This window comes from Kitasatospora sp. cg17-2 (assembly GCF_054031055.1).
The window spans coordinates 9,216,565-9,239,738 of the sequence record NZ_CM132923.1; the positions used below are offsets into that span (position 1 = coordinate 9,216,565).

A 23,174-nucleotide genomic window follows, 5' to 3' on the forward strand; every position below is an offset into this window, starting at 1 on the left:
CCCCCGGCGTTCCTCCCGAGGCCCGCGTGCGGCGCGATGCCCCCGCCGCACGCCCGCCCGCTGGACGCCCGCCCGCTGGACGTCGTCCGCTACACGCCCGCCCGGTCCACCGGTGGCACCGGCCGGACGGCCGCGGCCGCGCCCCCGGAGCCGTCGGCGTCCAGCGCCCGGAGGATGTCCTCCACGCTCTGCTTGGCGTCGCCGAACAGCATCGCGCTGTTCTCGCGGAAGAACAGCGGGTTCTGCACCCCGGCGTAGCCGGACGCCATCGACCGCTTGAACACGATCACCTGCTCCGCCTCCCACACCCGCAGCACCGGCATGCCCGCGATCGGACTGGCCGGATCGTCCATGGCCGCCGGGTTGACGGTGTCGTTGGCGCCGATGACGAGGACGACCGTGGTCGCGGCGAGGTCGTCGTTGATCTCGTCCATCTCCAGCACGATGTCGTACGGCACCTTCGCCTCCGCCAGCAGCACGTTCATGTGCCCGGGCAGCCGCCCGGCGACCGGGTGGACGCCGAAGCGGACCTCGACCCCGCGCTCGCGCAGCCGCCGGGTGAGCTCCGCGACCGGGTGCTGCGCCTGCGCCACCGCCATGCCGTAGCCGGGCGTGATCACCACCGACTTGGCCCCCGCGAGCTGCCGCGCGGCCTCCTCGGCCCGGATCTCCCGGTGCTCGCCCTGCTCCTCGGCCCCGCCCGAGGCGGCCTCGATGCCGAAGCCGCCCGCGATCACCGAGAGGAAGGAGCGGTTCATCGCCCGGCACATGATGTAGGACAGGTAGGCGCCGGAGGAGCCGACCAGCGCGCCGGTGACGATCAGCAGGTTGTTGTCGAGCAGGAAGCCGGCCGCCGCCGCGGCCCAGCCGGAGTAGCTGTTGAGCATGGAGACGACGACGGGCATGTCGCCGCCGCCGATCGAGGCGACCAGGTGCCAGCCCAGCGCCAGCGCCAGCACGGTGACCGCGATCACCGCCGCCAGGCCCGGGCTGACCGTGAACCAGACCGTCAGCCCCACGAACGCCGCCAGCGCGCCGATGTTGAGGGCGTTCTTGCCGGGCAGCACCAGCGGCCGCGAGGCGATCCGGGCGGACAGCTTGAGGAAGGCCACGATCGACCCGGTGAAGGTGACCGCCCCGATGAAGATGCCGATGAACACCTCGGCGTGGTGGATGCCCAGCAGGTCCCCGGAGACGGCGGTCTGCGCCGCGCCGTGCGCCTCCACCTCCAGGTAGCTGTTCCAGCCGACCAGCACCGCGGCGAGGCCGACGAAGCTGTGCAGCACGGCGATGAGCTCCGGCATCTGCGTCATCTCGACCTGCCGGGCCCGCAACAGCCCGGCCGCTCCGCCCAGCGCCATCGCCAGGACGATCAGGGCGACCGCCCCGGCGCTGATGCTCCTCGACGCGACCACCACGGTGGCGACCAGGGCGAGCGCCATCCCGGCGATGCCGTAGACGACCCCGGCGCGGGAGGTCCGGTGCTGGGACAGCCCGGCCAGGCTGAGGATGAACAACAGGGCGGCGACGAGATCCGCGGCGTGGGCCGCCGTCGTGGACGTCATCGGGCTCAGCGCCTTTCCGGGGACGAGGAGAACATGCTCAGCATGCGGCGGGTGACGGCGAAGCCGCCGAAGATGTTCACGCTCGTCAGCAGGATCGCCACGAAGGAGAGCACGGTGACCGTCGCGCTCCCGTGCCCGATCTGGAGCAGGGCGCCGATCACCACGATCCCGGAGATCGCGTTGGTGACCGACATCAGCGGGGTGTGCAGGGCGTGGTGGACCTTGCCGATGACGTAGTAGCCGATCACCACGGCGAGTGCGAACACCGTGAAGTTCTGGGCCAGTTGGGTCGGGGCGAAAGCGATCAGCAGGAACAGCGCGAGCATCCCGGCGCCGATCAGGCCGAACCGGGCCGCCGGGGTGAGCCGGGGCCGGGCCGGTTCCACGACCGCCGGCGTCGCGGGCGTCGCGGCGGTCGCGGGCGCGGCCGACACGGCGACCGGCGGTGGCGGCCAGGTGACCTCGCCCGCCCGGACCACGGTCACCGCCCGCTGGACCACGTCCTCGAAGTCCAGCACCGGCTGCCCGTCCTTGCCCGGGGTCAGCAGCTTCAACAGGTTGACCAGGTTGGTGCCGAACAACTGCGAGGCCTGGGCGGGCAACCGGGCCGCGAGATCGGTGTAGCCGATCAGCGTGACGCCGTTGTCGGTGACCACCGTCCGGCCCGCGACCGTGCCCTCGACGTTGCCGCCCTGCGCGGCGGCCATGTCGACCACGACGCTGCCCGGCCGCATCGCCGCCACGTCCTCGGCGGTGAGCAGCCGGGGCGCCGGCCGGCCGGGGATCAGCGCCGTGGTGATGACGATGTCCACGTCCTGGGCCTGCTCGTGGTAGAGCGCGGCCGCGGCCCGGTCGTAGTCGGCCGAGGTGGCCTTCGCGTAGCCGTCGGTGCTCGCCTCCTGCGCGACCCGTACCGGCAGGTACTCCCCGCCGAGGGACTTCACCTGGTCGGCGACCTCCGGCCGCGGGTCGGTCGCCCGGACGATCGCGCCCAGGCTGGAGGCGGCGCCGATCGCGGCGAGCCCGGCCACCCCGGCGCCGGCCACCAGGACCTTCGCCGGCGGGACCTTGCCCGCGGCCGTGACCTGGCCGGTGAAGAAGCGGCCGAACACGTGCGCGGCCTCGATCACCGCCCGGTACCCGGCGATGTTGGCCATCGAGCTGAGCACGTCCATCGACTGCGCGCGGGAGATCCGCGGCACCGCGTCCAGCGCCAGCGCGGTCACCGGGCGCGCGGACAGCGTCTCCAGCAGATCGGGCCGCTGCGCCGGGGCGAGCAGGCCGATCAGGGTCGCGCCGTCGCGCAGCCGGGCGACCTCGGCGGTCGACGGCGCGTTGACCTTCAGTACGACGTCGGCCGACCAGGCGTCCCCGACGCCCGCTCCGGCGTCGGCGTAGGCCTCGTCGGTGAACCCGGAGGCGGTACCGGCCCCGGACTCGACCACGACCTCGTAGCCGAGGGCGAGGATCCCCCGCACCGTGGACGGTGTCGCGGCGACCCGGGTCTCCCCGGCGGTCGACTCGGCGACCACACCGATGCGCCGCGGGGGGTGGTGCGTGGCGTCCTGTGCAGACATCACTCGTGCCTCTCTCCTGGGAGGAGCCAATGACGGCGGGATCCGCGTCCGGGGGAGCGTCGCTCCCCTTGGAGGCAGGAACCTACCCGCCCTGACCCGCCGGGGCACCGGGGCGAGGCCGTGACGTGCTTCACCGATTCACCGGGCGGCGGGTCCGCTGCGCCGCCCGGGACGCCAGGGAGTGGCGGGTCGGGTCAGAACCCCTGGGCGCGCGCTCCCTCGCGCAGCAGGGCGAAGGCGGCTGCGGTCTCGGCGACGGCCTGCGGGCCGGCCTCGGCGATGTCCTGTCCGGCGGCCAGCCTGTCCCAGGCGGTGCGGGCGAGCACCTGGCGGACGGCCACGTACTGGGCGGCGAACAGCCGGGCCGTGATGCCGCCCTCCGGGTCCAGGGCCTCGGCGAGCGCGTCCGCGTCGGCGTCGACGTAGTCCAGGAGCTGGGCGGACAGTTCCGGGGTTTCGTAGACCAGCCGGAGGAAGGCGAGCACCTCGGGGTCGTCGGTGAGTCCGGTCTGGGGCTCGTGCGCGGCCAGCCCGGCCAGGTGGTGGCGCTCCAGGGCGTCCAGCGGGGTGAGTCCGGCGGCGCGGTCGCGCACCACCCGGCCGGCCTCGCCGAGGTGGTCGGCGAAGCGGTGCAGGACGAGTTCCTCCTTGGTGGCGAAGTACCGGAACAGGGTGGGTTTGGAGACCTCGGCGGCGGCGGCGATCTCGGCCACCGAGACCTGGGTGAAGCCCCGGTCGAGGAAGAGGGCGATGGCGACATCGGCGATGGTCTGCCGGGTGCGCTGCTTCTTGAGGGTCCGCAGACCCGGTTCTGGTTCGCTCGGACTCATGCCAAGAATCATAACCCGGATAAATTCGTTACTGGGTTGCGTTCGTTACCGAGTTGCTGTTCCATGGAGTCATCGACAACCGGAAGGGACGGGCACACACATGACGAACACGGCGAACGTGGCCACCATGACGAACGTGGTGATCGTGGGGGCGGGGCCGACCGGACTGACGCTGGCCTGCGGACTGGCCCGGCAGGGCGTGGCGGTGCGGGTCCTGGAGCGGGCCGCCGCCCACGCCGACGGCTCCCGCGGCAAGACGCTCAACCCCCGCAGCCTGGAGATCCTCGCGGACCTGGGCATCGCCGAGGAACTGGCCTCGATCGGCCGCACCCACCTGCCGTTCCGCAAGTACTTCGAGGGCGTCTTCGTCAACGAGACCGAGCCGTTCGCCGGCGCCCGGCCCAGCGCCACCACCCCGTACCCGGCCAGCCGGTGGCTGCAGCAGCCGCAGCTGGAGGCGCTGCTGCGCGAGCGGCTCGCCGCCCTCGGGGTGGAGGTCGAGCTCGGCGCCGAACTGGTCGACGTCCGGCAGGACGCCGACGGGGCGGAGGCCGTGCTCGCCGACGGCCGGCGGATCGCCGCCGAGTACGTGGTCGCCTGCGACGGCGGCCGCTCGACGGTGCGCAAACTGCTCGGCATCCCCTTCGTGGGCGAGGGCGACCCGGAGCCGATGATGGTCTGCGGCGACGTCGTGGTCGAGGGCCTGGAACCGGGCGCCTGGCACCAGTGGTTCGGGCCGAAGGGCGCCTTCATGCTCTGCCCTTTCGAGGACAGCCCCCGCTGGCAGCTCCAGGCCACCCCGGAGACCGCCGCGGACGGCACGACCGTCCCGCCGTCGCTGGAGAGCTTCCAGCGGCTCGCGGCCGAGCACACCGGCCGCGAGGACATCCGGCTCGGCGACGCCACCTGGCTGTCCACCTGGCGGGTCAACGTCCGGATGGCCGAGCGCTACCGGGAGGGCCGGGTCCTGCTGGCCGGGGACTGCGCCCACGTCCACCCCACGGCGGGCGGGCTCGGCATGAACACCGGCATCCAGGACGCCTGGAACCTCGCCTGGAAGCTCGGCCACGTGGTGCGCGGACTCGCCGCGCCCGCCCTGCTGGACACCTACCAGGAGGAGCGGCTGCCGATCGCCGCGTGGACCCTCGACGTCACCAGCGCCGGGATGGCGGCCGTGGTGGCGGGGATCGACACCCCCGGCATCGGGGTCGAGGCCGGCGGGGTCGGCGACTTCACCGGTCTGTCCCTGGGCTACCGGTGGAGCAGCCTCGCCGCGGGCGACCCGGCCGACGCCGGCGGCGCGGAGGCGCTGCTCCGGGCCGGGGACCGGGCGCCCGACGGCCCCTGCCCGGGCCCGGACGGCGCTCCGGGGCGGCTCTTCGAGCGGTTCGCCGGCGACGACTTCACCCTGCTCGGCCTCGGCGCGGGTGCCCGCCCCGACCTCGCCGGACTGCCCGGCCACGTCCGGCCGGTGCGGGTCGAGGACCGGGACGGCGAGGTCCGCCGGGCCTACGGTGTGACCGGCGAGGCCCTCGTCCTGGTCCGGCCGGACAACCACATCGCGCTGGTCACCCCGGCGGCCGAGCCCGGCCCGGTGCACGCCTACCTGGCGCGCCTCGGTGCCACCGGATGATCAGGGCCTCGGTGCCGGTGCCGGTGCCGGTGCCGGTGCCGGTGTCATGGCAGTGGCAGCGGCAGTGGTGCGGTCAGGGGCGGGGGCGGACGGCCAGGCCCGGGCGGCGGCGGTGCACCGTCAGGTAGACGACGCCCTCCGCCCCCGCCGCCACCGCGCGCTCGGCACCGTGCGGCAGCAGCCGCAGCGCACCCGGCTCCAGCGTGTGCTCGACGCCCGCGCACCGCAGGGTCCCTTGCCCGGTGAGGCCCAGGACCAGCACGTCCAGGTCGGGTTCGACGTGGGCGGCGACGGCCGCCCCCGGGCGCAACCGCACCACGTTGGCGTCCAGTTGACGCTCGGTGCCGGTCAGCCGCCACAGTGCCCCGGCGGCGTCGGCGCCGGCCTCCCGCAGCAGTGCCTCGACCGCCACGCCGTCGCCGGACAGGTCCGGCCCGGGTGTCCCGTCCGGCTCCTGAGACCCGTCCGACCTGTCCAGCCTGTCCGACCTCTCCGACCCGTCCGGCTCGGTCGGCTTGTGCGAATCCGTCATACCGGACATCCTCCCACCACGCGGCCGCCCCGCCCGGTCCGGGCCCGTCAGTCGACGGTCCCGCCCGTGTTGCGGATCAGCTGCCGGAGCACCTTCAGCGCGGTGACGTAGTCCGCGTCGTCGATGCCCGCGTGGATCGCGGCGCGGATCGCGGGGGCGTTGCGGGCGAGGTCGACCCGGGCCTGCTCGCCCTCCTCGGTCAGCCACAGCCGCCGGTCGGCGTCCTGGGTCAGCCAGCCGCGCTCCACCAGCACGGCGGCCTCCGCCGTCAGGTCGTCCTCGGCCCGGAGGTAGGAGGCCATCGCCACCCGGAGCTCGGGCACGGTCATGCCCGCGCCGTCCGGCGAGATGTCGTTCTTCGACAGGTTGCGCAGCAGCCAGAACTGCGGCTGGGTGTAGCCCTTCTCGGCCTGCCGGGCCCGGGTGAACGCGATCAGGGCCTCGTAGGCGACACCGGTCCAGTAGGCGGCGGGCTGGCCGGCGAGTTCGGTGTCGGAGATCTGCTGGGTCGACATGGGGGTCCCCTCCTGCTGTCTCGGATGTGCGACCCGCACGCGGTGCGGGTCGTACGAGAACCGTAGGACTTGAAGTGCGGTTGAAGGCAAGGAGGGGAAGCCCCCGGAGGTCGGCCCGTCAGCCCCTGGCGGCCTGCTCGGCCAGGGTCACCGGCAGCCCGGCCTCGATCCGCCGCAGCAGCCGGCCGCCGTGGACGCCGGGGGCGTCGAAGCCGCGCCACTCGTCCGGGTCGGTGTCGGACGCGGTCCGCAGCACCTCGGGGACCAGCACCGTCTCCGGGGCGACGGGCACGGCGTCCGGGGAGGGCGCGAGGTAGGGCGGGCGGAGTATCGGCCCGAACAGCTCGCCGCCGACGAGGTCCGGCTCGAACTCGGCGGACAGCACGGTGACCCCGGTCCTGAGATCCCCGTGGATCATCACCAGCTTGTCCGTCATGTGGCCGACGAAGGCCCCGACGTGGACGTCCCCGCCGACGATCAGCTTGGCGTCGCCCTCCAGGTAGACGGCGGCCGCCCGGAGGTCGCCGAGGACGACCAGCGCGGGGCAGCCGTCGTCGGTGTTGAGTACCGCGCCGTCCACCAGCAGGTCGCCGTCGACGATGTAGCCGGTGCCGTCGGGCTCGGTGGCGTCGAGGTCGAGGTGGCCGGCGATCGTCAGGGCGCCGGTGTGGACGTCGTACTGCTCCTCGTAGAGGTTCTCGTAGGAGTCGGAGGGCAGGCGGCGCTGCTCGAAGAGCGCCACGGCCTGGTCCCAACTGTGCGGGGTGGTGGTGATGTTCATGGGCCGAACTGTGCCACGGGGCACTGACGGCGACCGCCGCGGGGAGGGCGGCCGCCGCCGGGAGGTCGGCCGCGTGGCCCCCGCCGTCGTTCTGCCCGAACGGACCTTCCCTTCCGCCGACGCGCCTGGCAGCATCGTCCGTTATTCGGTGACAAGGGGCCGGTGACCGGTGGGCCGGGTGCTCCGGGTGTCCGCCGGGGGAGGGGCAGCATGCTGACGCACCGCGAGCGCGGTCGCCGCGGGGACGAGCACCGGCCCGCGCCCTGGGTGCGGACCCGGCTGCGCTCGGCGCGTGCGGCCGCCGCGCTCACCGCCGTCCTCGCCTTCGTCACCGTCCTCACCGTGACCGCGCTGCCCCGGGCCACCGACCGGGGCGCGAACAGCGCGCTGGCCGCCTTCGCCCAGGACCGCGGCGTCAAGGCGACCAGCCTCCACCTCACCGCCCGCCCGCGGCCCGACACCCCGGCCGCCGACCTCGACTCGGCCCGCGACCGGTTGGTCGGACAGATCACCGGGGACCTCCCGCTCACCCGCGACGGCGAGCACCACGGCACCCGCGCCCTCACCGACCGGGCCGTGCTCAACGACGGCTACGACCGCCCCGGCGGCATCGCCCCGCAACTCCACCTGCTCTACCTCCAGGGGCTCGCCGGACACGCGACCCTGACCGACGGCGCCTGGCCCGGACCGGCCGCCCCCGGCGAACCGCTGCCGATCGCCGTCAGCCGGCGGGCCGCCGACACCATCGGCCTCCGGGTCGGCGACACCGTCGACAGCGGACCCACCGCCCGTGCCAGGATCGTCGGCCTCTACCGCGCCGACGATCCCCACGACCGCTACTGGCAGGAGCTGCCCTGCCCCGAACGTGCCTGCCTGAAGACCCTCGACGGCGGCGGTGTCCGATGGGAGACCGCCGGATTCGCCGCCGGCGACAGCCGCCCGGCCCTGCTCGCCTGGGGCGGGGGCGGCGAGGACTTCTGGCGGCTGCCGGTGGACCCGCACGCCCTGCGCGCCGACCGGCTCGCCGCCCTCCGCTCCGGCGTCGGCTCCTACCTGGCCGGGTCCGGCGCCGTCCGGGCCGCGGAGGTGACCGGACGGCCCGACCTCACCGTCGGCACCCTGCTGCCCGAGGTCCTCGCCGAGGCCACCGCCCGCCACCGGGCCACCGCCCCGCTCGCCGCGATCGGTCCTGCGGGGGTCGTGGGCGTCGCCGCCGTGGTGCTCTGCCTGGCCGCCGCCCTCGCCGCCGACCGGCGGACCGCCGAACTCCGGCTGCTCCGGGCCCGCGGCGGTTCACGCGCCGGGATCCTGCTGCGCCTGCTCGGCGAGAACGCGGTGACCGTCCTGCCGGCAGCCGGAGCCGCCACCGCCCTCGCCCTCGTCCTGCTGCCCACCCCCCGCTGGACCGCCGCCGTCCTCGCCGCAGTGGCCGGGACGCTGCTCGCCGTCCTGGCCCTCCCGGTCCGCGCCGCTGCCCTGCTCTCCCGCCCCCCGGGCACCGGCGGCCCTCCCGAGGGTGCCCGGGGGTCCGGGCGGCGCCGGGCGGTCGGCGAACTCCTCGTCCTCGCCGTCACCGGCGCGGCCGTCGCGGAGGTCCGCCGCCGCGGCGCCGCCCCGTCGGCGAGCGGGCCGGATCCACTGCTGGTCACCGCGCCGTTGCTGGTCGCGCTCAGCGGCGGTCTGCTGCTCGCCCGGATCCAGCCGGCCGTCGTCGGTCGGCTCGCCGCCCTCGCCCGGCGCGGCCGCGGTCCGATCGCCTTCCTCGGTCTCGCCCGCAGCGCCCGCGACTCCGGCGGTCGTCACCGCCCCGCCGTTCTGCCGGCGCTCGCCCTGCTGCTCGCCGTCACCACCGCCGGCTTCGGCGCGACCCTCCTCGACACCGTCGACGGCGCCCGGCTGCGTGCGGCCCGCACAGCGGTCGGCGGCGACGCCGCGGTACTGGTCCCGCAGGACGCGCCACTGCCCGAGGCCTTCGTCACGGCCGCCGACGCGCTCCCGGGCGTCCGCGCCTCGACCGGCGTCCGGATCGAGCGGCAGACCTACCTGCTCGGTGCCGGCCGGCTCGCCGTACAGGTCACCCTCGTCGTCGTCGAGCCCCGGGCCTACGCGGAGATCGCCCGCACCGTCGGGGCCGGCGCGTTCGACCCTGCCGTCCTGGCCGACCCTGCCGTCCTGGCCGACACCGCGCCGTCCGTCGCCGCCCCGTCCGACACCGCGCCGTCGGCCGTCGCTCGGCCGGACGTGCCGGTGCCCGCTCTGATCAGCCCCGGCCTCGCCGGACAACTCACCCCCGGCCCGCAGCGGCTGCGGACACCCGGCGGCGAACTGCTCGCCACCGTCGTCGGCACCACCCCCGCCACCCCCGCCCTCCCCGAGGCCGTCCGCGAGTTCGTCGTCGTGCCGGTCGGCGCGGCCGCCGCCCGCCTGCCCGAACTCGCCCGGCCCGACAACTGGTTCGCCGTCGGCGACATCGACGGCGACCGGCTGCGCCCGCTCTTCGCGGCCCGCGGCCTGGCCGACGCGTCGGGTCTGGCCGGGCTCCTCCGCGAGGAGGCCCGGGAGGTGAGCGAGGAGCCCGGGGGCATCCCCGACGGCTACCTCGTGCGCACCGCCCGCGAGACGGCCGCCGCCCTGGCCGCCGACCCGCTCCAGCACTCCACCGTCCGGCTCTTCCGGTCCGCGGCCGTCGCCGGCGTCGCCTTCGCCCTGCTCGCCGTCCTGCTCACCGTCCTGCGGGCCTCGCCCGACCGCGCGGCGGTGCTCGCCCGGCTGCGCACCATGGGGCTCCGCCCCCGGGAGGGGCTGGCGCTGATCGTCGTGGAGACCGTGCCGCAGACACTGGCCGCGGTGGCCGGCGGCGCCGTGGTCGCGGTGGGGGCCGTCGCCCTGCTCGGACCGGCCTTCGACCTGTCGTTGCTGGTCGGCGCGCCGGTTGGGGACCGGCCGGCGCCCAGCCTCCTGCCGGTGCTGCTGCCGACGGCCGGCGTGGCGCTGCTCGTCTGCGCCGCGGTGGTGCTGGAGGCGGCCGTCTCCGGCCGACGGCAGATCGCCACCGAACTCCGCGCGGGCGACCGGCGGTGATCCCGGCCGCTCCGGGTCCACCGCCGGTCGCGTCGCCGGCTACAGCGGCTGCGGCTTGATCATCGCGAACGGCGCGCCCTGCGGGTCGGTGACCACCGTCATCCGGCCCGCCATCATGTCGAACGGCGGGGCCAGGACGGTGCCGCCGGACTTGACCAGCGCGTCCACCGTGGAGTCCACGTCGTCCACCGCGAAGTAGGTCAGCCAGTGCGGCGGGGTGCCGGGCGGGTCGCCGGCGAGCAGGGTCACCCCGCCGACCGCCCGGCCGCCGACCCGCAGCTCCCAGTAGGCGTCGGCGCCGTCCAGCGGCTCGATCTCGATCCCGAAGGCCGCGCCGTAGAAGGCGGTGGCGGCCTGGACGTCGGAGGTGTGGAGCTCGTTCCAGGTCAGCGCCCCGGCCTCGTTGACCACCTGGGCGCCGAAGAACTCGCCCGGCTGCCAGACGCCGAACACCGCGCCCTGCGGGTCGGCCGCCACCAGCATCCGGCCCAGCGCGCCGACGTCCATCACCGGGGCCAGCAGGGTGCCGCCGGCCGCGACGATCGCGTCCTGGGTGGCCTGCGCGTCGGTGCTCGCGAGGTAGCCGGTCCAGACGGTCGGCGGTTCCGGCGCGCCGTCGGGGCTCATCGTCGGGCCGATGCCGGCCACGGCCCGGCCGTTGAGCTCGCAGACGGCGTACCCGCCGAACTCCGCGGGTCCGGGCGTGCCCTGCCAGCCGAACAGGTCGCGGTAGAAGTCCAGCGCGGCCTGCTGGTCCTTCGCCATCAGGTCGACCCAGCACGGGGTGCCGGTCTGGTACGGAGTGGTGACTTCGGGCATTCTCGCTCCTCCTCGTGGGATCCCCCGCCGGTCACCCTCCCTTCGGGGCGGCCGTTCCACCGCCCGACACGCCGCCCCGTTCGACCACCGCCCCGGCCACCGGCGGGCGGTGGTCGGGGCGGCTGTCGGGCCCGCCTGGTCCGTCAGTGGATCACCGTCCCGCAGACCGAACCCGGCAGCGGCTGGAAGCCGTGGCTGCGGACGGTGGTCAGGGCGTGCCCGCAGATCCACCCGGTGGGGCCGAACACGGCGCGCAGCGCGGTGCCGTTGGCGTTCTGCGCGGTCCACTCGTTCTGGCGGACGACATTGGACACGATCCGGCCGAACGGCGTCGCCGCGAACTGCGGGTTGATGGCGTGCGTCGTGGTGTTGACCGAGGTGATCCCGTTGATGCCGCGCGGGGTGAGCGGGCCGGGTGCGTCGCCGGGGGTGGTGTGACCGCCGTACGCCTGGCCGACGTAGCGGCCGACGGAGTACGGCACCAGGGCGTCGAGGTCCTGGAGGAGCGGGTCGGTGCCCTGGTTCTCGCGGGCGACCACACCGACGCAGGAGTGGTCGGTGACCGGGTCCTGGGCGACCACCCGGGCGTAGTCGATCTTCTCCAGGAAGTATGAGGTGGCGTCCAGTCCCGACCCGTGCACGCCGTCGCGGTCCACCGTGACGTCGCCGCTGACGACCGGGTGGATGACGGCGTCGGGGAGCACGGGGCTGATCTGGCGCCAGTTGGTGGTCCGGCAGGCGTAGATCGAGGCCAGCTGGGCGGTCGTCAGCGAGGCCGGGGCGTTGCCACCGGCGGGGGCCGCCCAGCTGACGGCGTCCTTGGCCATCCCGATGAAGAGCAGATAGGCGGGGTCGGTGGGCCTCGGCGGCCGGACGGCCCGGGCGTAGTTGACGGCCGTCGAGCTGAAGAGGTCCATGGCGATGACGCCGGCGTCCGTGCTGAACGGCCGGTAGATGAGGGACGACCCGTACTTGGGCACGATCGGGCTCTGCCCGGCCGAGTCCCAGCCGGTCAGCCGGGGCGAGGTGGTGTCGCCGCCGGCGGCCAGGGCGGCGTTGTAGTCGGTGGAGAACTGGTCCAGCAGGCTCTGGGTCGCCTGCCCGCCGACGCCGACGAGGTCCTGGGCGGCCGGCAGGCCGAGCGGGTCGGCGGGCGCGGGGGCGGTGGTGCCCAGGACGAGGGCGGCGGCAAGGGCGAGGGCCGGGACGAGGCGGCGGCCGAGCCGGGCGGCGCGGAGGCCGCGCCGGTGACTGCCGGGGTGGTCGGCGGGGTGGTCGGCGGGGTGACTGGCGGAACGACTGCCGGCGCGGCTGCTGTGCCGGGTGACGTGGTCGAGCACGGGTGAACTGCCCTTCGGACGGGGGCGTCGGGATCCCGGCGTATCCTCGGTCGCCCGCCCGGCCACGGGAAGCCCCCGCGCCGAGGGAACGACGGTCCGCCGGCGTGCGGCGCCGCAGGTCACCCGGGTCCGGTGGCGGGCCGCGACGGCGAATGTACTTCCACCGGCCTTCCCATGGCTTCCCGTCGGCCTTCCGCCGGCCTTCCGCCGGTCTGCCGTCTGCCGTCCTGCTCAGCGGTCGTCCGGCCTCCCTAGCCGCGCCTCGGCGGCGTCGAGCAGGAGGTCGAGCGCGTGGGGGTAGGCGCTGCGGTTCATGTCGGCGGTCAGCAGGTGCGCGGTGGCCGCGATGTGCGGGTGGGTCGTGGCGTCGAGGCGCGCGTAGGAGGCCTGCCAGACCTGGTAGTCGGCGCTCAGGGCGGCCGAGGGCAGGGCGAGGGCGGCGGCGTCCAGGACGGCGAAGCCGAGGCTCTGGTCGACGAAGGCGTGGTAGATGCGGACGGCCTCGGGGTCCGGGAAGCCGGCGTCGCGCAGTATGCCGAGGATGTTCTCGACGGCGGTGATCTCGTTGGCCCGGCCGGTGGTGCGGTGGGCGGCGAGCAGGGCCGCCTGGGGGTGGGCCTGGTAGGCGGCGTGGATCCGCAGGCCGATGGCGCGCAGGTCGGCCCGCCAGTCGCCGGTGGGCCGCCAGCCGTGCTGGGCGCGGCCGATGAGCTCGTCGGCGATGGCGATCAGCAGGTCGTCGGTGCTGTGGAAGTAGCGGTACACCGCGCTGGGGTCGGCGCCGAGCGCGGCCCCGAGCCGACGGACGGTGAGCGCCTCGGCGCCGTGCAGGCCGACCAGCCGCAGCGCGGTGTCCACGATCAGCTCGGAGGACAGGACGACGCCCTGTTTGGTGGGCCGGCGGCGCTTCCGCTCGGGCTCGGGAACCACACGTTCGGTCATGCGGGCCAGAGTATGTCAACGGCCTTGACGTAGGGAGGGGAACGCGGGGACCGGGCGGATCCGCTCCGCTGCTACTCCGCTCGCCGCACCGGGAGGCTGCGGGGGCCGCGCACCAGGAGGCCCGGCCGGTACGGCAGGGCGGCGGGGTCGGCGGCGAGGGACAGCGCGGGCAGGGCGTCGAACAGGCGGGGCAGCGCTATCGCCGCCTCCAGCCGGGCGAGTCGGGCCCCGAGGCAGATGTGCGGGCCGTGCCCGAAGGCCACGTGCGGCAGGGCGCGGCCGTCACCGGGGGCGAACCGGTCGGGCCGGAAGGCGTCGGGGTCGGGGAAGACCTCCGGGTCGCGGTTGGCGGCCGCCAGGACGACCAGGACGGAGGAGTCCGCCGGGACGACCGTGCCGGAGCCGAGGTCGACCTCCTCGCTGGTGCGCCGCCAGGTGGTGCCCTCCAGCGGGCTGGCGTGACGCAGCGTCTCCTCGACCACCGCGCCCCAGCGGGGCTCGCCCTCCCGCCGGGCCGAGGCCAGCTCGCCGGGGTGGCCGAGCAGCAGCAGCGAGGCGGAGGCGAGCAGGTTCATGGTCGTCTCGTAGCCGGCGAAGAGCAGCAGGAACGCCATCGCCAGCAGTTCGGTGTCGTCCAGTGCCTCGGCGTCCTCGTCGGCGGCGAGCAGGCTGAACAGGTCCTCGCCGGGCTGCTCGCGCTTGGCCGCGATGAGCCCGGTGAAGTACCGGTGCAGGCTCTGCCAGGCGTCGTCGATCTCGCCGGGGGCGAGGGCGCCGGCCGGGGAGCCGACCCGGTAGGTCCAGCTGCGCAGGTCCGCCCGGTCCTGCTCGGGCACGCCGAGGATCTCGCCGATCACCAGGACGGGCAGCGGGAAGGCGAAGTCGTCGACGAGGTCGGCGACGCCTTCGCGGTCGAGGCGCTCCGCGAGCCCGTCGAGCACCTCCTCGGTGAGCCGGGCGATCCGCTCGCCCAGGGCGTCCACCCGGCGGGGGGTGAAGGCCACCGAGGCGAGTCGGCGCAGGCGGCGGTGCTCGCCGCCGTCGGTGTTGAGCATGTGGCGCTCCAGCACGGACCGCGCTCCGGCCGCCGGTCCCACCCGGGCGGAGCCGCCGGCCCGCGGCGCCGGGACGTTGGAGAACCGGGGGTCGGCCAGCACGGCCCGGGCCTGGCGGTAGCCGGTCACCAGCCAGGCCGAGGTCCCGTTGGACAGGTCGACCCGGGCCGCCGGGCCCTGTGCGCGCAGCCCGGCGTAGTACGGGTAGGGGTCGCGGGCGAACGCGGCGTCGGCGGGGTTCAGAACTGTGGTCACCGGGCCATTCTCGCCGGGCGCCCCGAGGGCTCCGACACGGGCCCCGGTCCACGCCCCGCCGGGCGGCCGGCCCGGCCCCGGCCCGGACGGATCCGGGCCGGGGGAGCGGGGCGCGGCCGCCCGGCGCGCGTCACGGTCGCGGGATCACGTCCGGACCGGGCGGAAGACCGGCTCCGGCCAGTCGCCCTCCGGGACCGTCCGGTCGAGCGCCGCGCCGATCACCCGCTCCTCGTAACGGAAGTGCGACTCCATGATCGCCGCCAGCCCGTCGAGTTCGCGCCCGATCGCCTCGTCCGGGCCCGGGCCGTCGCCGTCGGCGGCCTGCCGGGCGAGTTCGGCGACCCGGGTCAGGATCGAGGAGATGAAGCTGTGGTCCTCGACCAGCTTCGCGACCGTCCCCGCCAGATCGGGCCGCTCGCGCACCAACTGCGCGAACAGTCCGTCGTCCTCGCCCCGGTGGTGGGTCTCCAGGGCGCTGCAGAAGGCCAGACAGTGGGCGGCGAGCGTTCCGCCTCCGCCCGTGCGCCGGTGCCCCGCACCGGATTCGAGGTCGTGCTTGAGGTCGTTGATCAGGCGACGCAGTTCGTCGTGCGCCAGCGAGAGCTGCCGGCTCAGGGCGACCGTACGGCCGCCGTCCTGGGAAGCCACGTTCGGGCCGTCCCTTCGGTTGTCGCACCTCCATGCCTGACGCAGTCCGTCACCGGCACGCGATGCCGCCGCGATCCGATCACACCGCCGGCACTCCGGGCAAGCGCCCGCCGCCCCCGTTGGGCGGTCCGCCGGTCCGCGGGTCCGCGGGTCTGTCGGTGCGTGCCCGGGTCTGTCGGTCCGTGCCCGGGTCCGTCGGGCCGTGCCCGGGTCCGCGCGGACCGACGGCGTCGGCGTCCGCCTCAGCCCGCGGAGACGTAGAGGTTGCCCTTGGCGACGGCGGCGTACTCGCTCACCAGATAGGGGGCGACGCCCGGTGACAGCTCCCGGTCCTGCCCGGTCCTGGCGTCCAGCACCACGTCCTGGCCCCGCTGCGTGCGGCCGTACACCGCGCCGTGCCAGGCCGCGGTCACATCGGGTGCCACGCGCTCCCCGGGTCCGGCCGTGGACTGGATCCGCCACAGGACGTCGCCCCCGGCCGCGTCGACGCCGGTCAGCTCGGACCCGCCGTACCGTCCGACGCTGCACACCGTGGTGGTGCGGCCGTCGAACCAGCAGTCGTTGATGCGGGCACCCGGTGCGTCCAGGAACCGGAGCGGCAGTGTCTCGCCGGTGGCGGTGGACAGCAGGGTGGAGGTCTTCCCCCGGGCGACGAGGGCCTTGTCGCCGGCGAACTCGGAGAGGCCGAACCCCGCGCTGTCGGCCAGGGCCTTCCACAGGACGGTGCCGTCCTTCGCCGAGACGGCCTGCACCTCCGTGCGGTCCTCGCCCTCCACGCGGGTCCGCGAGGCACCGGTGACGGTGCCGACCTGCACCAGCAGGGCCTCGAATCCGGGCAGCGTCCACACGACCGAGCCGGTGGTCAGGTCGACCGCGTAGCTGGTGGGCGGGCCCGTCAGGCTGGGGACCACGACGAGGGCCCGGCCTTCGCTCACGCCCGCCACGGTCGGCGCGTCCGCCGAGGCCGCGCCCTCGGCGATCCGGACCCGGCCGGCCTCCTTGCCGCTGCCGAGGTCCAGGATGTCGACCTCGACGGCGTAGTGGTCGGTCGTGGTCCCCTGTCCCGGAACGGTCAGCGGGAACGCCGCCACCGCGAACCGCCGGTCGCCGGAGGCGCCCACGCCCGGGCGCCCCGGGACACCGTCCGTCGCCGACGGGTCGCCCGGTCGGCGGTCGGGGAGCCGCCCGGCGGAGGTCATGGCGGCGAGCACCCGGCCGTCGCGGACGGCCGTCACCTGGAGCTTCCGGCCGTCGGTGACGGTGATCAGATCGGCGCCGTCCAGGACGACGGCCGCGTCCGCGGCGGTGAGGTTCTCGCGAAGGACCGGGGTGAACCGCGTCGGAGGGTCGGCCCGGACCGGTACCGGCCCCGACCGGCCGGACGAGCCGGACGCGGGCGTCCGGGACGGACCGGCGGTCGCCGCCGGATCTCCGCCGGAGGGCTCGCCCTGGGGGTCCGGGACGCCGACACCCGCGTCGGACCGGCCGGAGGCGTCCGAGGCCGCGGGCGGGGCCGGGGAGTCGTCCGTGAGGATCTTGGTGCCGCCGTACCCCATGGCGACCACCAGGGCCAGCGCGGCGATCAGGATCAGCACCGTCCTGGCGTCGCCCCGGCGCACGTTCTGGATCAGTTGGTCACCGAGGGCCAGGTTCCCCCGGTTGCGGGACCGGCCGTCGATGATGATGCCGTCCCGGCCGATGCGCGGCGGCTCCGGCGGGGCGGGTGGCGCCGGCGGGTGGACCGGGACGGGCGGCACCGCCGGGGCCGGGGCCGGGACGAGCGCCGTGAGCTCGACCGCGAACGGCGGTTCGGTGGACAGGACACGGACCAGGATCCGGCACAACTCGGCCTGGGCGGCCGGTTCCTGAGGCCCGGCGTCGAAAGCCTCCACAGCGGCCCGGCCGTCCGGTTGCGAGGAGAGCCGACGCCGGACCAGGTCGCCCACGGCCTCGCCCATCACCCGGCCCGCGCTTCCGGCGATTCCCGATGCTGTGTCCGTCATGAGCCCGACAATGGTCGCGGCAAGATCAGACTCGCTCAAAGCGCCCCCCCGGCACGGTTGTCGACACCCAACCTTGGCAGGGGCGGCCACCGGTGGCCCCGGGTGGCCGCCCATTGCGACCGAACCGCAACATCGGGCCGGCGCCCGTGCTCGGGGCCGGCGCCCGTGCGGCCGGTGGGCCCGGGGGGCGTTCACTGCAAGCCATTGCAACGCTTCGTGAGGCCGATCGTTGCGTTGAGTTCACATCCATTGCAATGAAGGCGTCATTAACCCCTTGTTTTAGCGGTTGTGAGTGCCATGCACCGTTGACTGATCAATGAACGCAATGTAGCGTCCATCTTGTTCAGAGATACGCGAACGCCCTGCGAGGGTCGTTCCGGAAGCGCTCGCGATACGAGAAGAGGCACCACCATGTCCGTCGACACCACCCCCCAGGACGCGTCCGCCCCGTCGTCGGCCGCCGGGCCGGAGCGCCCCGAACTGCGGGCGGCCGCACAGGCGTTCGTCGACGCCGGGTTCGCCGGGATCCAGCTCCGGGTACACGACGAGCGGGGCGCCTGGGTCGGCGCCGCCGGGGTGCGGGAGCTGGGAGAGGCCGAACTGCCGCCGGTGGACGGGCGGTTCTGGATCGGCAGCAGCACCAAGACCTTCGTCGCGGCGCTGGTCCTGCGGCTGGTCGCGGACGGCGCGATCGGGCTGGACACCTCGGTGGCCGAGTACCTGCCGGAACTCGGCCTGGACGGGCGGATCACCGTCCGGATGCTGCTCCAGCACACCAGCGGGCTGTACAACTACACCGGCGAGCTCGACGCCGACGGGAACTTCGTGCCGGGGCTCCCCTCGATCGGCGGGCCCTGGGTGGAGAACCGGTTCCACACCTACCGGCCGGAGGAGCTGGTGCGGTTCGCGCTCGCCAGGCCGGCCGGTTTCGAGCCGGGCACGGCCCAGAACTACTCCAACACCAACTACACGGTGGCCGTGCTGCTGGTCGAGGCGGTCGGCGGCCGCCCGTACGCCGAGGCGATGCACCGGCTGGTCCTGGAGCCGCTCGGACTGCGGGACACCCTGGTGCCGGGCGACTCGCCGGAGCTTCCCGAGCCGCACGCGCACGGCTACGCCCGCTACCAGGAGGGCGAGGAGTGGAAGGTGGTCGACGTGACCCGGCAGAACAGCTCGCTGCTGATCGGCGCCGGCGACATGATCTCCACCACCCGGGACCTGCACACCTTCTTCTCCGCGCTGCTGGGCGGCCGACTGCTGCCGGCCCCGCTGCTGGAGGAGATGCGCACGCCGCACGGGATGCTCGGCTACGGCCTCGGGCTGTTCGTGCAGGACCTCGGCCCGGAGCACGGCACCATCGTGCACCACAACGGCGGTGCCCCGGGCGGCTACGGGGCGCTGATGATCGCCTCCCCGGACGGCAGCCGGACCCTCACCGCGGGGCTGACCACGGGCGACGCCGAGACGGACCCGGCACAGGTGTTCCCGGGGGCGCTGGACGCGCTGATCACGGCCGTGTTCCGGGACGGCCGCGGGCGGTGACCCGGCAGCGCCCGCTGTCGGCGGGGTGGTTCACCGGACGGCGCCCGTCCGGTGAACCACCCCTGACGAACCGTCAGCCCAGCGGGCGGCAGAGCACCGCGTCCGGGACGCCCCGGTGCAGCCACTTCCAGGTGAAGGCGACGCCGGCGAGGTACTCGTTGTCGCCGCACTGCCCCTTGTAGTAGCCGGGGGCCCAGTCGCTGCCGGACGAGCCGCCGTTGGCGGGGCGGTTGTCGCCGTGGTCGAACCACAGGGTCCGGGTGGCGGCCGGCAGGGCGGCGGTCGCGGGTGCGCAGAGCAGCGCGGCCATCGCGTTGGAGTTCACGCTGTAGCCGACGGCGAAGGTGCCGTCCGGGCACTGGAGCTTGTTGTAACCGGAGGCCCAGTCGCCGTGGGTCACATAGCGCTCGTCGGTGACGGTGGTCCAGTCGCCGCCGCCGGTCGCGGGCTGCCCGGCGTCGGTGCACAGACCCCGGCCGTCACTGCGGGCGAGGCCCACCAGCCGCTGGCCGTCGGGGCAGTTGCCCTTGCGGTTGCCCGGGCTCCAGTCCGGCCGGGCGAGCATCCGCCGGGAGAGGTCGAGGTCGGCGTGGTCGAGGTCGAGCAGGCCCCAGTGCGGGGCGGGGGCGACCTGGCCGGTGTACGAGGGCGCGGTGATCAGCCGGTTCCAGTACGGGGCGCGCCAGTCGCCCTGGTCCTCCAGGCTGAGCGGGCGGCCGGCGGTGTCGAAGTCGAGCAGTGCCCAACTGTCGTTCGGTACGCCGTTGCTGTGCCAGCCGACCAGCGGCCAGACGGCGAAGTCGGTGTCGTTCGCGGCCAGGATCCGGGTGAAGTTGTCGAACCAGGCCTGCTCCTTGGCGTCGGTCGATCCCCGGCCGCCGGCGCCGAACTCGCTGATCCACACCGGCGCGGTGAAGTGCTGGCCGGACTCGGTGACGAACAGGGCCTCGTCGTTGACGACCTGCGCCAGCTGCGCCGGGGTGAAGTCCTGGTAGCGCGGGTCGCCCGTGGAGCCGGCGGAGCCGCTCGCCGCGCCCGTGTTGGCGGGGCCGGTGTAGCCGTAGAAGTGCGCCGAGTAGACCAGTTTGCCGGAGTCGACCAGGGCGTTGGAGAGGGTGCGGACCGGGGTCAGCTGCGGCCGGCCGTGGCTGAACACGGCGGCCGGTATCCCGTACCAGTTGATGCCCTCCATGACGACGAGCAGGTCGGGGTCGGTCTGCAGGATCCGGTTCCCGGCCTCCTCGAAGGCGGCGTACTGGTCGTGGCTGTCGCCCAGGCCCCAGTTGGGGTCGTCCCAGGTGTCGCGGCGGACCTCGTTGCGCAGGTCGGCGCCGACCACGCGCTTGTTGTCCTTGTACCGGCCGGCCAGGAAGACCCAGTCGTCGATCCACTGCTGGGTGGACTGGCCGCTGTTCCAGCGCTCGTTGCCGTCCAGCCCGCAGCAGAACCGGTAGCTGGTGGTGTGGTTGTTGAGGACCACCGCGAAGCCGTCGGCGGTCAGCGCCGACACGACCGCGTCGAACACCTGGAGCGGGGTCTTGCCGCGCAGTTGCGGGTTGGCCGCGACGGCGACGTCCGGCACTGTGCTCGGGTCGTGCAGGAGGGCGTTGGCGAAGGGCAGCCGGACGCTGTTGATGCCGAGGCGGTGGAAGCCGCCCAGGATGTCGGCGATCGGGGCCCGGTCCAGGCCGAGCGGCAGGTTGTAGGAGACCTGCCCGGCCTGGTTGTTGGCCGGGTCGGTGGTCGACCCGCTGCCCTGCCAGGTGCCCTGGGCGCCGGCCCAGTTGCCGGACCTGAGCTTGAAGCGGGCGCCGGTGGCGTCGACGATGTAGCGGCCCCGGGTGCTGAGCGGGCCGGTCCAGGAGGCGGCCAGGGCCGGTCCGTCGAGGACCGCCGGGGCCGCCCCGGCCGCACCGGAGGCAGTGGTTCCGACGGTTCCGGACGTTCCGGCGGCTCCTGCGGCTCCGGCGGTGGTGCCGGTCCCCGCCGTCACGGCGACGCAGGCGAGCAGGGCGGCCCCCGCCGCCAGCGCGCGGCGCGCGAATGTGTTCATGGTCATCCCGGTGGGTGAGGGTGATGGGTGAGGGTTGGCCTGGCATGGATGTGACAACCACTGGTGCAACAACCATTCATGCCCCGTCCGCCCGGCCGGGACTCCGCAGCGGCCCGGCGCGTCGGACGGTGGGTACGGGTGCCGGGGAGGCGGACGGCCGCCCGGGCGGGCCCGTACCGATGGTCGCGCCGGAGGCTAGCAGCGGCGGCGATGTTGTACGGACAACTCCCGGTGGCGGAAACCGAGCTGTCCGGCGAACTGCGCACGGCGGTCGGTGCGTGCACGGCCGATGGCGAACGGGAGAGGGCGAACGGCGGGTGGTGCGCGGGGGCGGGGCCGGAGCCGGGGCCGGGGCCGGTGCGGATCTTCTCAGCGCCCGTCACGCGGACTACGGTGAGGCCGTGGCGGACACCTGGGGAGAATCCGGGCGTCGACGGCACCCCCGACCCGACCGGACCTCGCAGAACGGACCCACCACCATGCCCGACCAGGACCAGCAGCCCGTCGTCTGGGCCCCCGGCACCCACGAGCTGGGGGAGGGCGCCCGATGGGTCGACGGTCGGCTGGTCTTCACCGACATCCTCGCCGGCCGGCTCCTGGAGGTCTCCGGCACCGCGCCCGGGACGCCGCGCGAACTCCTGCGCCTGGACGTGCCGCTGGGCGCCGTGGCGCCGGTCGAGGGCCGCCCCGGGTACTGGATCGCCGCGGCGGGCACCGGCATCGCCCTCCTCGGCCCGGACGGCTCCACCGAGTGGCTGGCCCGCCCGGAGGAGGACGCCGCGGTCCCCGTGCGGATGAACGACGGCGTCTGCGACCCGCAGGGCCGTTTCTGGGCCGGCAGCATGGCGTACGACGAGACCCCCGGCGCGGGTTCGCTCTACCGCACCGACCACGACGGCAGCGTCCACCGGGTCCTCACCGGACTGACCATCGTCAACGGCCCGGCCTTCAGCGCCGACGGCCGACTGCTCCACGTCGCCGACAGCACCGCCGGCGTCGTCCACCGGTGCACCCTCGACGCCGACGGCAACCCGCTGGACATGGTGGAGTTCGCCCGGATCACCGACGGCGGATCCCCCGACGGCATGACCGTCGACACCGAGGGCCGGCTCTGGGTGGCGATCTGGGGGAGCGGAGCCGTCCACCGCTACGAGCCCGACGGCACCCTCTCGGCCGTCGTCCCCCTGCCGGCGTCGCAACCCACCTCCGTCTGCCTCCCGCCGACCGGCGGCCGGCTGCTCGTCACCACCGCCCGGCTGGGCCTCCCCGACGCACCGGCCCCGTCCGGCGCCGTGCTCGCCGTCCCCGTCGACGCCGCCGCCCCGGCCGCCGTCGGCTACCGCGCGCGCTGACACCCGGCCGTGGCCGGGCCGGCGTCGGCGGTCGGCGGTCGGTGTCGGCGGTCGGCGTCCGCTGTCGGTACCCCGTCCTAGGCTGCGGCCATGAGCATGATCGGGAGGTATCTCCGCCTGAGCGCCGGAGAGTTGGAGCGTGCGGAGCAGGACCCGGAGTGGGCCCGGGAGTTCGCGGAGGAGCTGGACGAGGGCGCGCGGGACGGCCGGTCCGGCGGGGCGTGGGCGCGGCTGCACGGCACCGGCAGGGCCTGGCAGGCACTCGACTTCCTGCTCCGCCGCCGGGAGTTCCCGGTGGACGTCGTGTACGGCGAGGCGGAGCTGCCCGGCGCCGAGGACTGGGGCTACGGTCCGCCGTGCCTGATCACCCCCGACCGGGTCCGCCTCGCCGCCGGGACGTTCGCCGAGCTGGACCCGGGCCGGCTGACGGAGGGGATCACCGCAACCGACCTCGCCGAGGCCCGGATCTACCCGCACGGACTGTGGGACTCCGAGGACGCGCTGCACCTGGTGACGGCCGAGTGCCGTGCCCTGGCCGACTTCCTCGGCGCGGTGGCGACCCGTCGGCACGGCGTGCTGGTCTGGATCGAATGACGACGCCCCGGGCGACCGGTCCGCCGCAGTTCACCGAATCTCCACACGGGGTAACTG

The 23,174-nt window shown here is 74.8% G+C and carries 18 protein-coding genes; 5 read left to right on the forward strand and 13 right to left on the reverse strand.

What is annotated here, in order from left to right:
- Positions 1 to 89: 89 nt before the first annotated feature.
- The 3 genes from pntB to ACW14Y_RS38700 all read right to left on the reverse strand — a co-directional run bounded on the left by pntB (position 90) and on the right by ACW14Y_RS38700 (position 3,972).
- Positions 90 to 1,565: a Re/Si-specific NAD(P)(+) transhydrogenase subunit beta gene (gene pntB, locus ACW14Y_RS38690; RefSeq protein ID WP_380299700.1), complete on the reverse strand. Its 1,476-nt coding sequence runs from the start codon at positions 1,563 to 1,565 to the stop codon at positions 90 to 92.
- A gap of 5 nt (positions 1,566 to 1,570) precedes the next feature.
- On the reverse strand, positions 1,571 to 3,142 hold the full coding sequence (locus tag ACW14Y_RS38695; protein ID WP_456985142.1) for a Re/Si-specific NAD(P)(+) transhydrogenase subunit alpha: 1,572 nt from the start codon (positions 3,140 to 3,142) through the stop codon (positions 1,571 to 1,573).
- Between the two features lie 194 nt (positions 3,143 to 3,336).
- The gene (locus tag ACW14Y_RS38700) at positions 3,337 to 3,972 is read right to left on the reverse strand and encodes a TetR family transcriptional regulator (protein ID WP_380394151.1); all 636 of its coding nucleotides are present in this window, start codon (positions 3,970 to 3,972) and stop codon (positions 3,337 to 3,339) included.
- Positions 3,973 to 4,072: 100 nt separating this feature from the next.
- On the opposite strand from ACW14Y_RS38700, the gene ACW14Y_RS38705 reads away from it, so the two are divergent.
- Positions 4,073 to 5,605 carry an FAD-dependent monooxygenase gene (locus tag ACW14Y_RS38705; protein ID WP_456985143.1) on the forward strand — a complete coding sequence of 511 codons (1,533 nt, stop codon included), beginning with the start codon at positions 4,073 to 4,075 and terminating at the stop codon, positions 5,603 to 5,605.
- A 73-nt stretch (positions 5,606 to 5,678) separates the two neighbouring features.
- Here the strand turns inward: ACW14Y_RS38705 and ACW14Y_RS38710 are convergent, their stop codons facing one another.
- The 3 genes from ACW14Y_RS38710 to ACW14Y_RS38720 form a co-directional block, all read right to left on the reverse strand.
- The gene (locus ACW14Y_RS38710; protein ID WP_456985144.1) at positions 5,679 to 6,137 is read right to left on the reverse strand and encodes a cupin domain-containing protein; all 459 of its coding nucleotides are present in this window, start codon (positions 6,135 to 6,137) and stop codon (positions 5,679 to 5,681) included.
- A 47-nt stretch (positions 6,138 to 6,184) separates the two neighbouring features.
- Positions 6,185 to 6,652, reverse strand: coding sequence for a MarR family transcriptional regulator (locus ACW14Y_RS38715; protein WP_380394159.1), 468 nt, complete (start codon positions 6,650 to 6,652; stop codon positions 6,185 to 6,187).
- Between the two features lie 118 nt (positions 6,653 to 6,770).
- On the reverse strand, positions 6,771 to 7,433 hold the full coding sequence (locus ACW14Y_RS38720) for a hypothetical protein (protein ID WP_456985145.1): 663 nt from the start codon (positions 7,431 to 7,433) through the stop codon (positions 6,771 to 6,773).
- Between the two features lie 210 nt (positions 7,434 to 7,643).
- Between ACW14Y_RS38720 and ACW14Y_RS38725 the strand changes: the two genes are divergently transcribed.
- Positions 7,644 to 10,514, forward strand: a complete 2,871-nt coding sequence (locus ACW14Y_RS38725) for a hypothetical protein (protein ID WP_456985146.1) — start codon at positions 7,644 to 7,646, stop codon at positions 10,512 to 10,514.
- A gap of 39 nt (positions 10,515 to 10,553) precedes the next feature.
- Here the strand turns inward: ACW14Y_RS38725 and ACW14Y_RS38730 are convergent, their stop codons facing one another.
- From ACW14Y_RS38730 to ACW14Y_RS38755, 6 genes are all read right to left on the reverse strand, one after another.
- Positions 10,554 to 11,333 (reverse strand): VOC family protein, encoded by a 780-nt coding sequence (locus ACW14Y_RS38730; RefSeq protein ID WP_456985147.1) that lies wholly within the window; start codon positions 11,331 to 11,333, stop codon positions 10,554 to 10,556.
- A 143-nt stretch (positions 11,334 to 11,476) separates the two neighbouring features.
- Complete coding sequence (locus ACW14Y_RS38735) at positions 11,477 to 12,673, reverse strand: hypothetical protein (protein WP_456985148.1); 1,197 nt, start codon at positions 12,671 to 12,673, stop codon at positions 11,477 to 11,479.
- Positions 12,674 to 12,904: 231 nt separating this feature from the next.
- The gene (locus tag ACW14Y_RS38740) at positions 12,905 to 13,615 is read right to left on the reverse strand and encodes a TetR/AcrR family transcriptional regulator (RefSeq protein WP_380299689.1); all 711 of its coding nucleotides are present in this window, start codon (positions 13,613 to 13,615) and stop codon (positions 12,905 to 12,907) included.
- 71 nt (positions 13,616 to 13,686) lie between these two features.
- Positions 13,687 to 14,925 (reverse strand): cytochrome P450 family protein, encoded by a 1,239-nt coding sequence (locus tag ACW14Y_RS38745; protein ID WP_456985149.1) that lies wholly within the window; start codon positions 14,923 to 14,925, stop codon positions 13,687 to 13,689.
- A 144-nt stretch (positions 14,926 to 15,069) separates the two neighbouring features.
- The gene (locus ACW14Y_RS38750) at positions 15,070 to 15,573 is read right to left on the reverse strand and encodes a hemerythrin domain-containing protein (RefSeq protein WP_380299687.1); all 504 of its coding nucleotides are present in this window, start codon (positions 15,571 to 15,573) and stop codon (positions 15,070 to 15,072) included.
- Between the two features lie 242 nt (positions 15,574 to 15,815).
- A complete protein-coding gene (locus ACW14Y_RS38755) occupies positions 15,816 to 17,576 on the reverse strand; it encodes an outer membrane protein assembly factor BamB family protein (RefSeq protein ID WP_456985150.1) in 1,761 nt (586 codons plus the stop codon).
- Between the two features lie 411 nt (positions 17,577 to 17,987).
- Between ACW14Y_RS38755 and ACW14Y_RS38760 the strand changes: the two genes are divergently transcribed.
- Positions 17,988 to 19,118 carry a serine hydrolase domain-containing protein gene (locus ACW14Y_RS38760; protein WP_456985151.1) on the forward strand — a complete coding sequence of 377 codons (1,131 nt, stop codon included), beginning with the start codon at positions 17,988 to 17,990 and terminating at the stop codon, positions 19,116 to 19,118.
- Between the two features lie 73 nt (positions 19,119 to 19,191).
- Here the strand turns inward: ACW14Y_RS38760 and ACW14Y_RS38765 are convergent, their stop codons facing one another.
- Positions 19,192 to 21,177: a glycoside hydrolase family 5 protein gene (locus ACW14Y_RS38765; protein WP_456985152.1), complete on the reverse strand. Its 1,986-nt coding sequence runs from the start codon at positions 21,175 to 21,177 to the stop codon at positions 19,192 to 19,194.
- 473 nt (positions 21,178 to 21,650) lie between these two features.
- Between ACW14Y_RS38765 and ACW14Y_RS38770 the strand changes: the two genes are divergently transcribed.
- Together ACW14Y_RS38770 and ACW14Y_RS38775 are read left to right on the forward strand one after the other, a co-directional pair.
- Positions 21,651 to 22,523 (forward strand): SMP-30/gluconolactonase/LRE family protein, encoded by an 873-nt coding sequence (locus ACW14Y_RS38770; protein WP_456985153.1) that lies wholly within the window; start codon positions 21,651 to 21,653, stop codon positions 22,521 to 22,523.
- A gap of 90 nt (positions 22,524 to 22,613) precedes the next feature.
- Positions 22,614 to 23,117 carry a YfbM family protein gene (locus ACW14Y_RS38775; RefSeq protein ID WP_380394036.1) on the forward strand — a complete coding sequence of 168 codons (504 nt, stop codon included), beginning with the start codon at positions 22,614 to 22,616 and terminating at the stop codon, positions 23,115 to 23,117.
- Positions 23,118 to 23,174 lie beyond the last annotated feature (57 nt).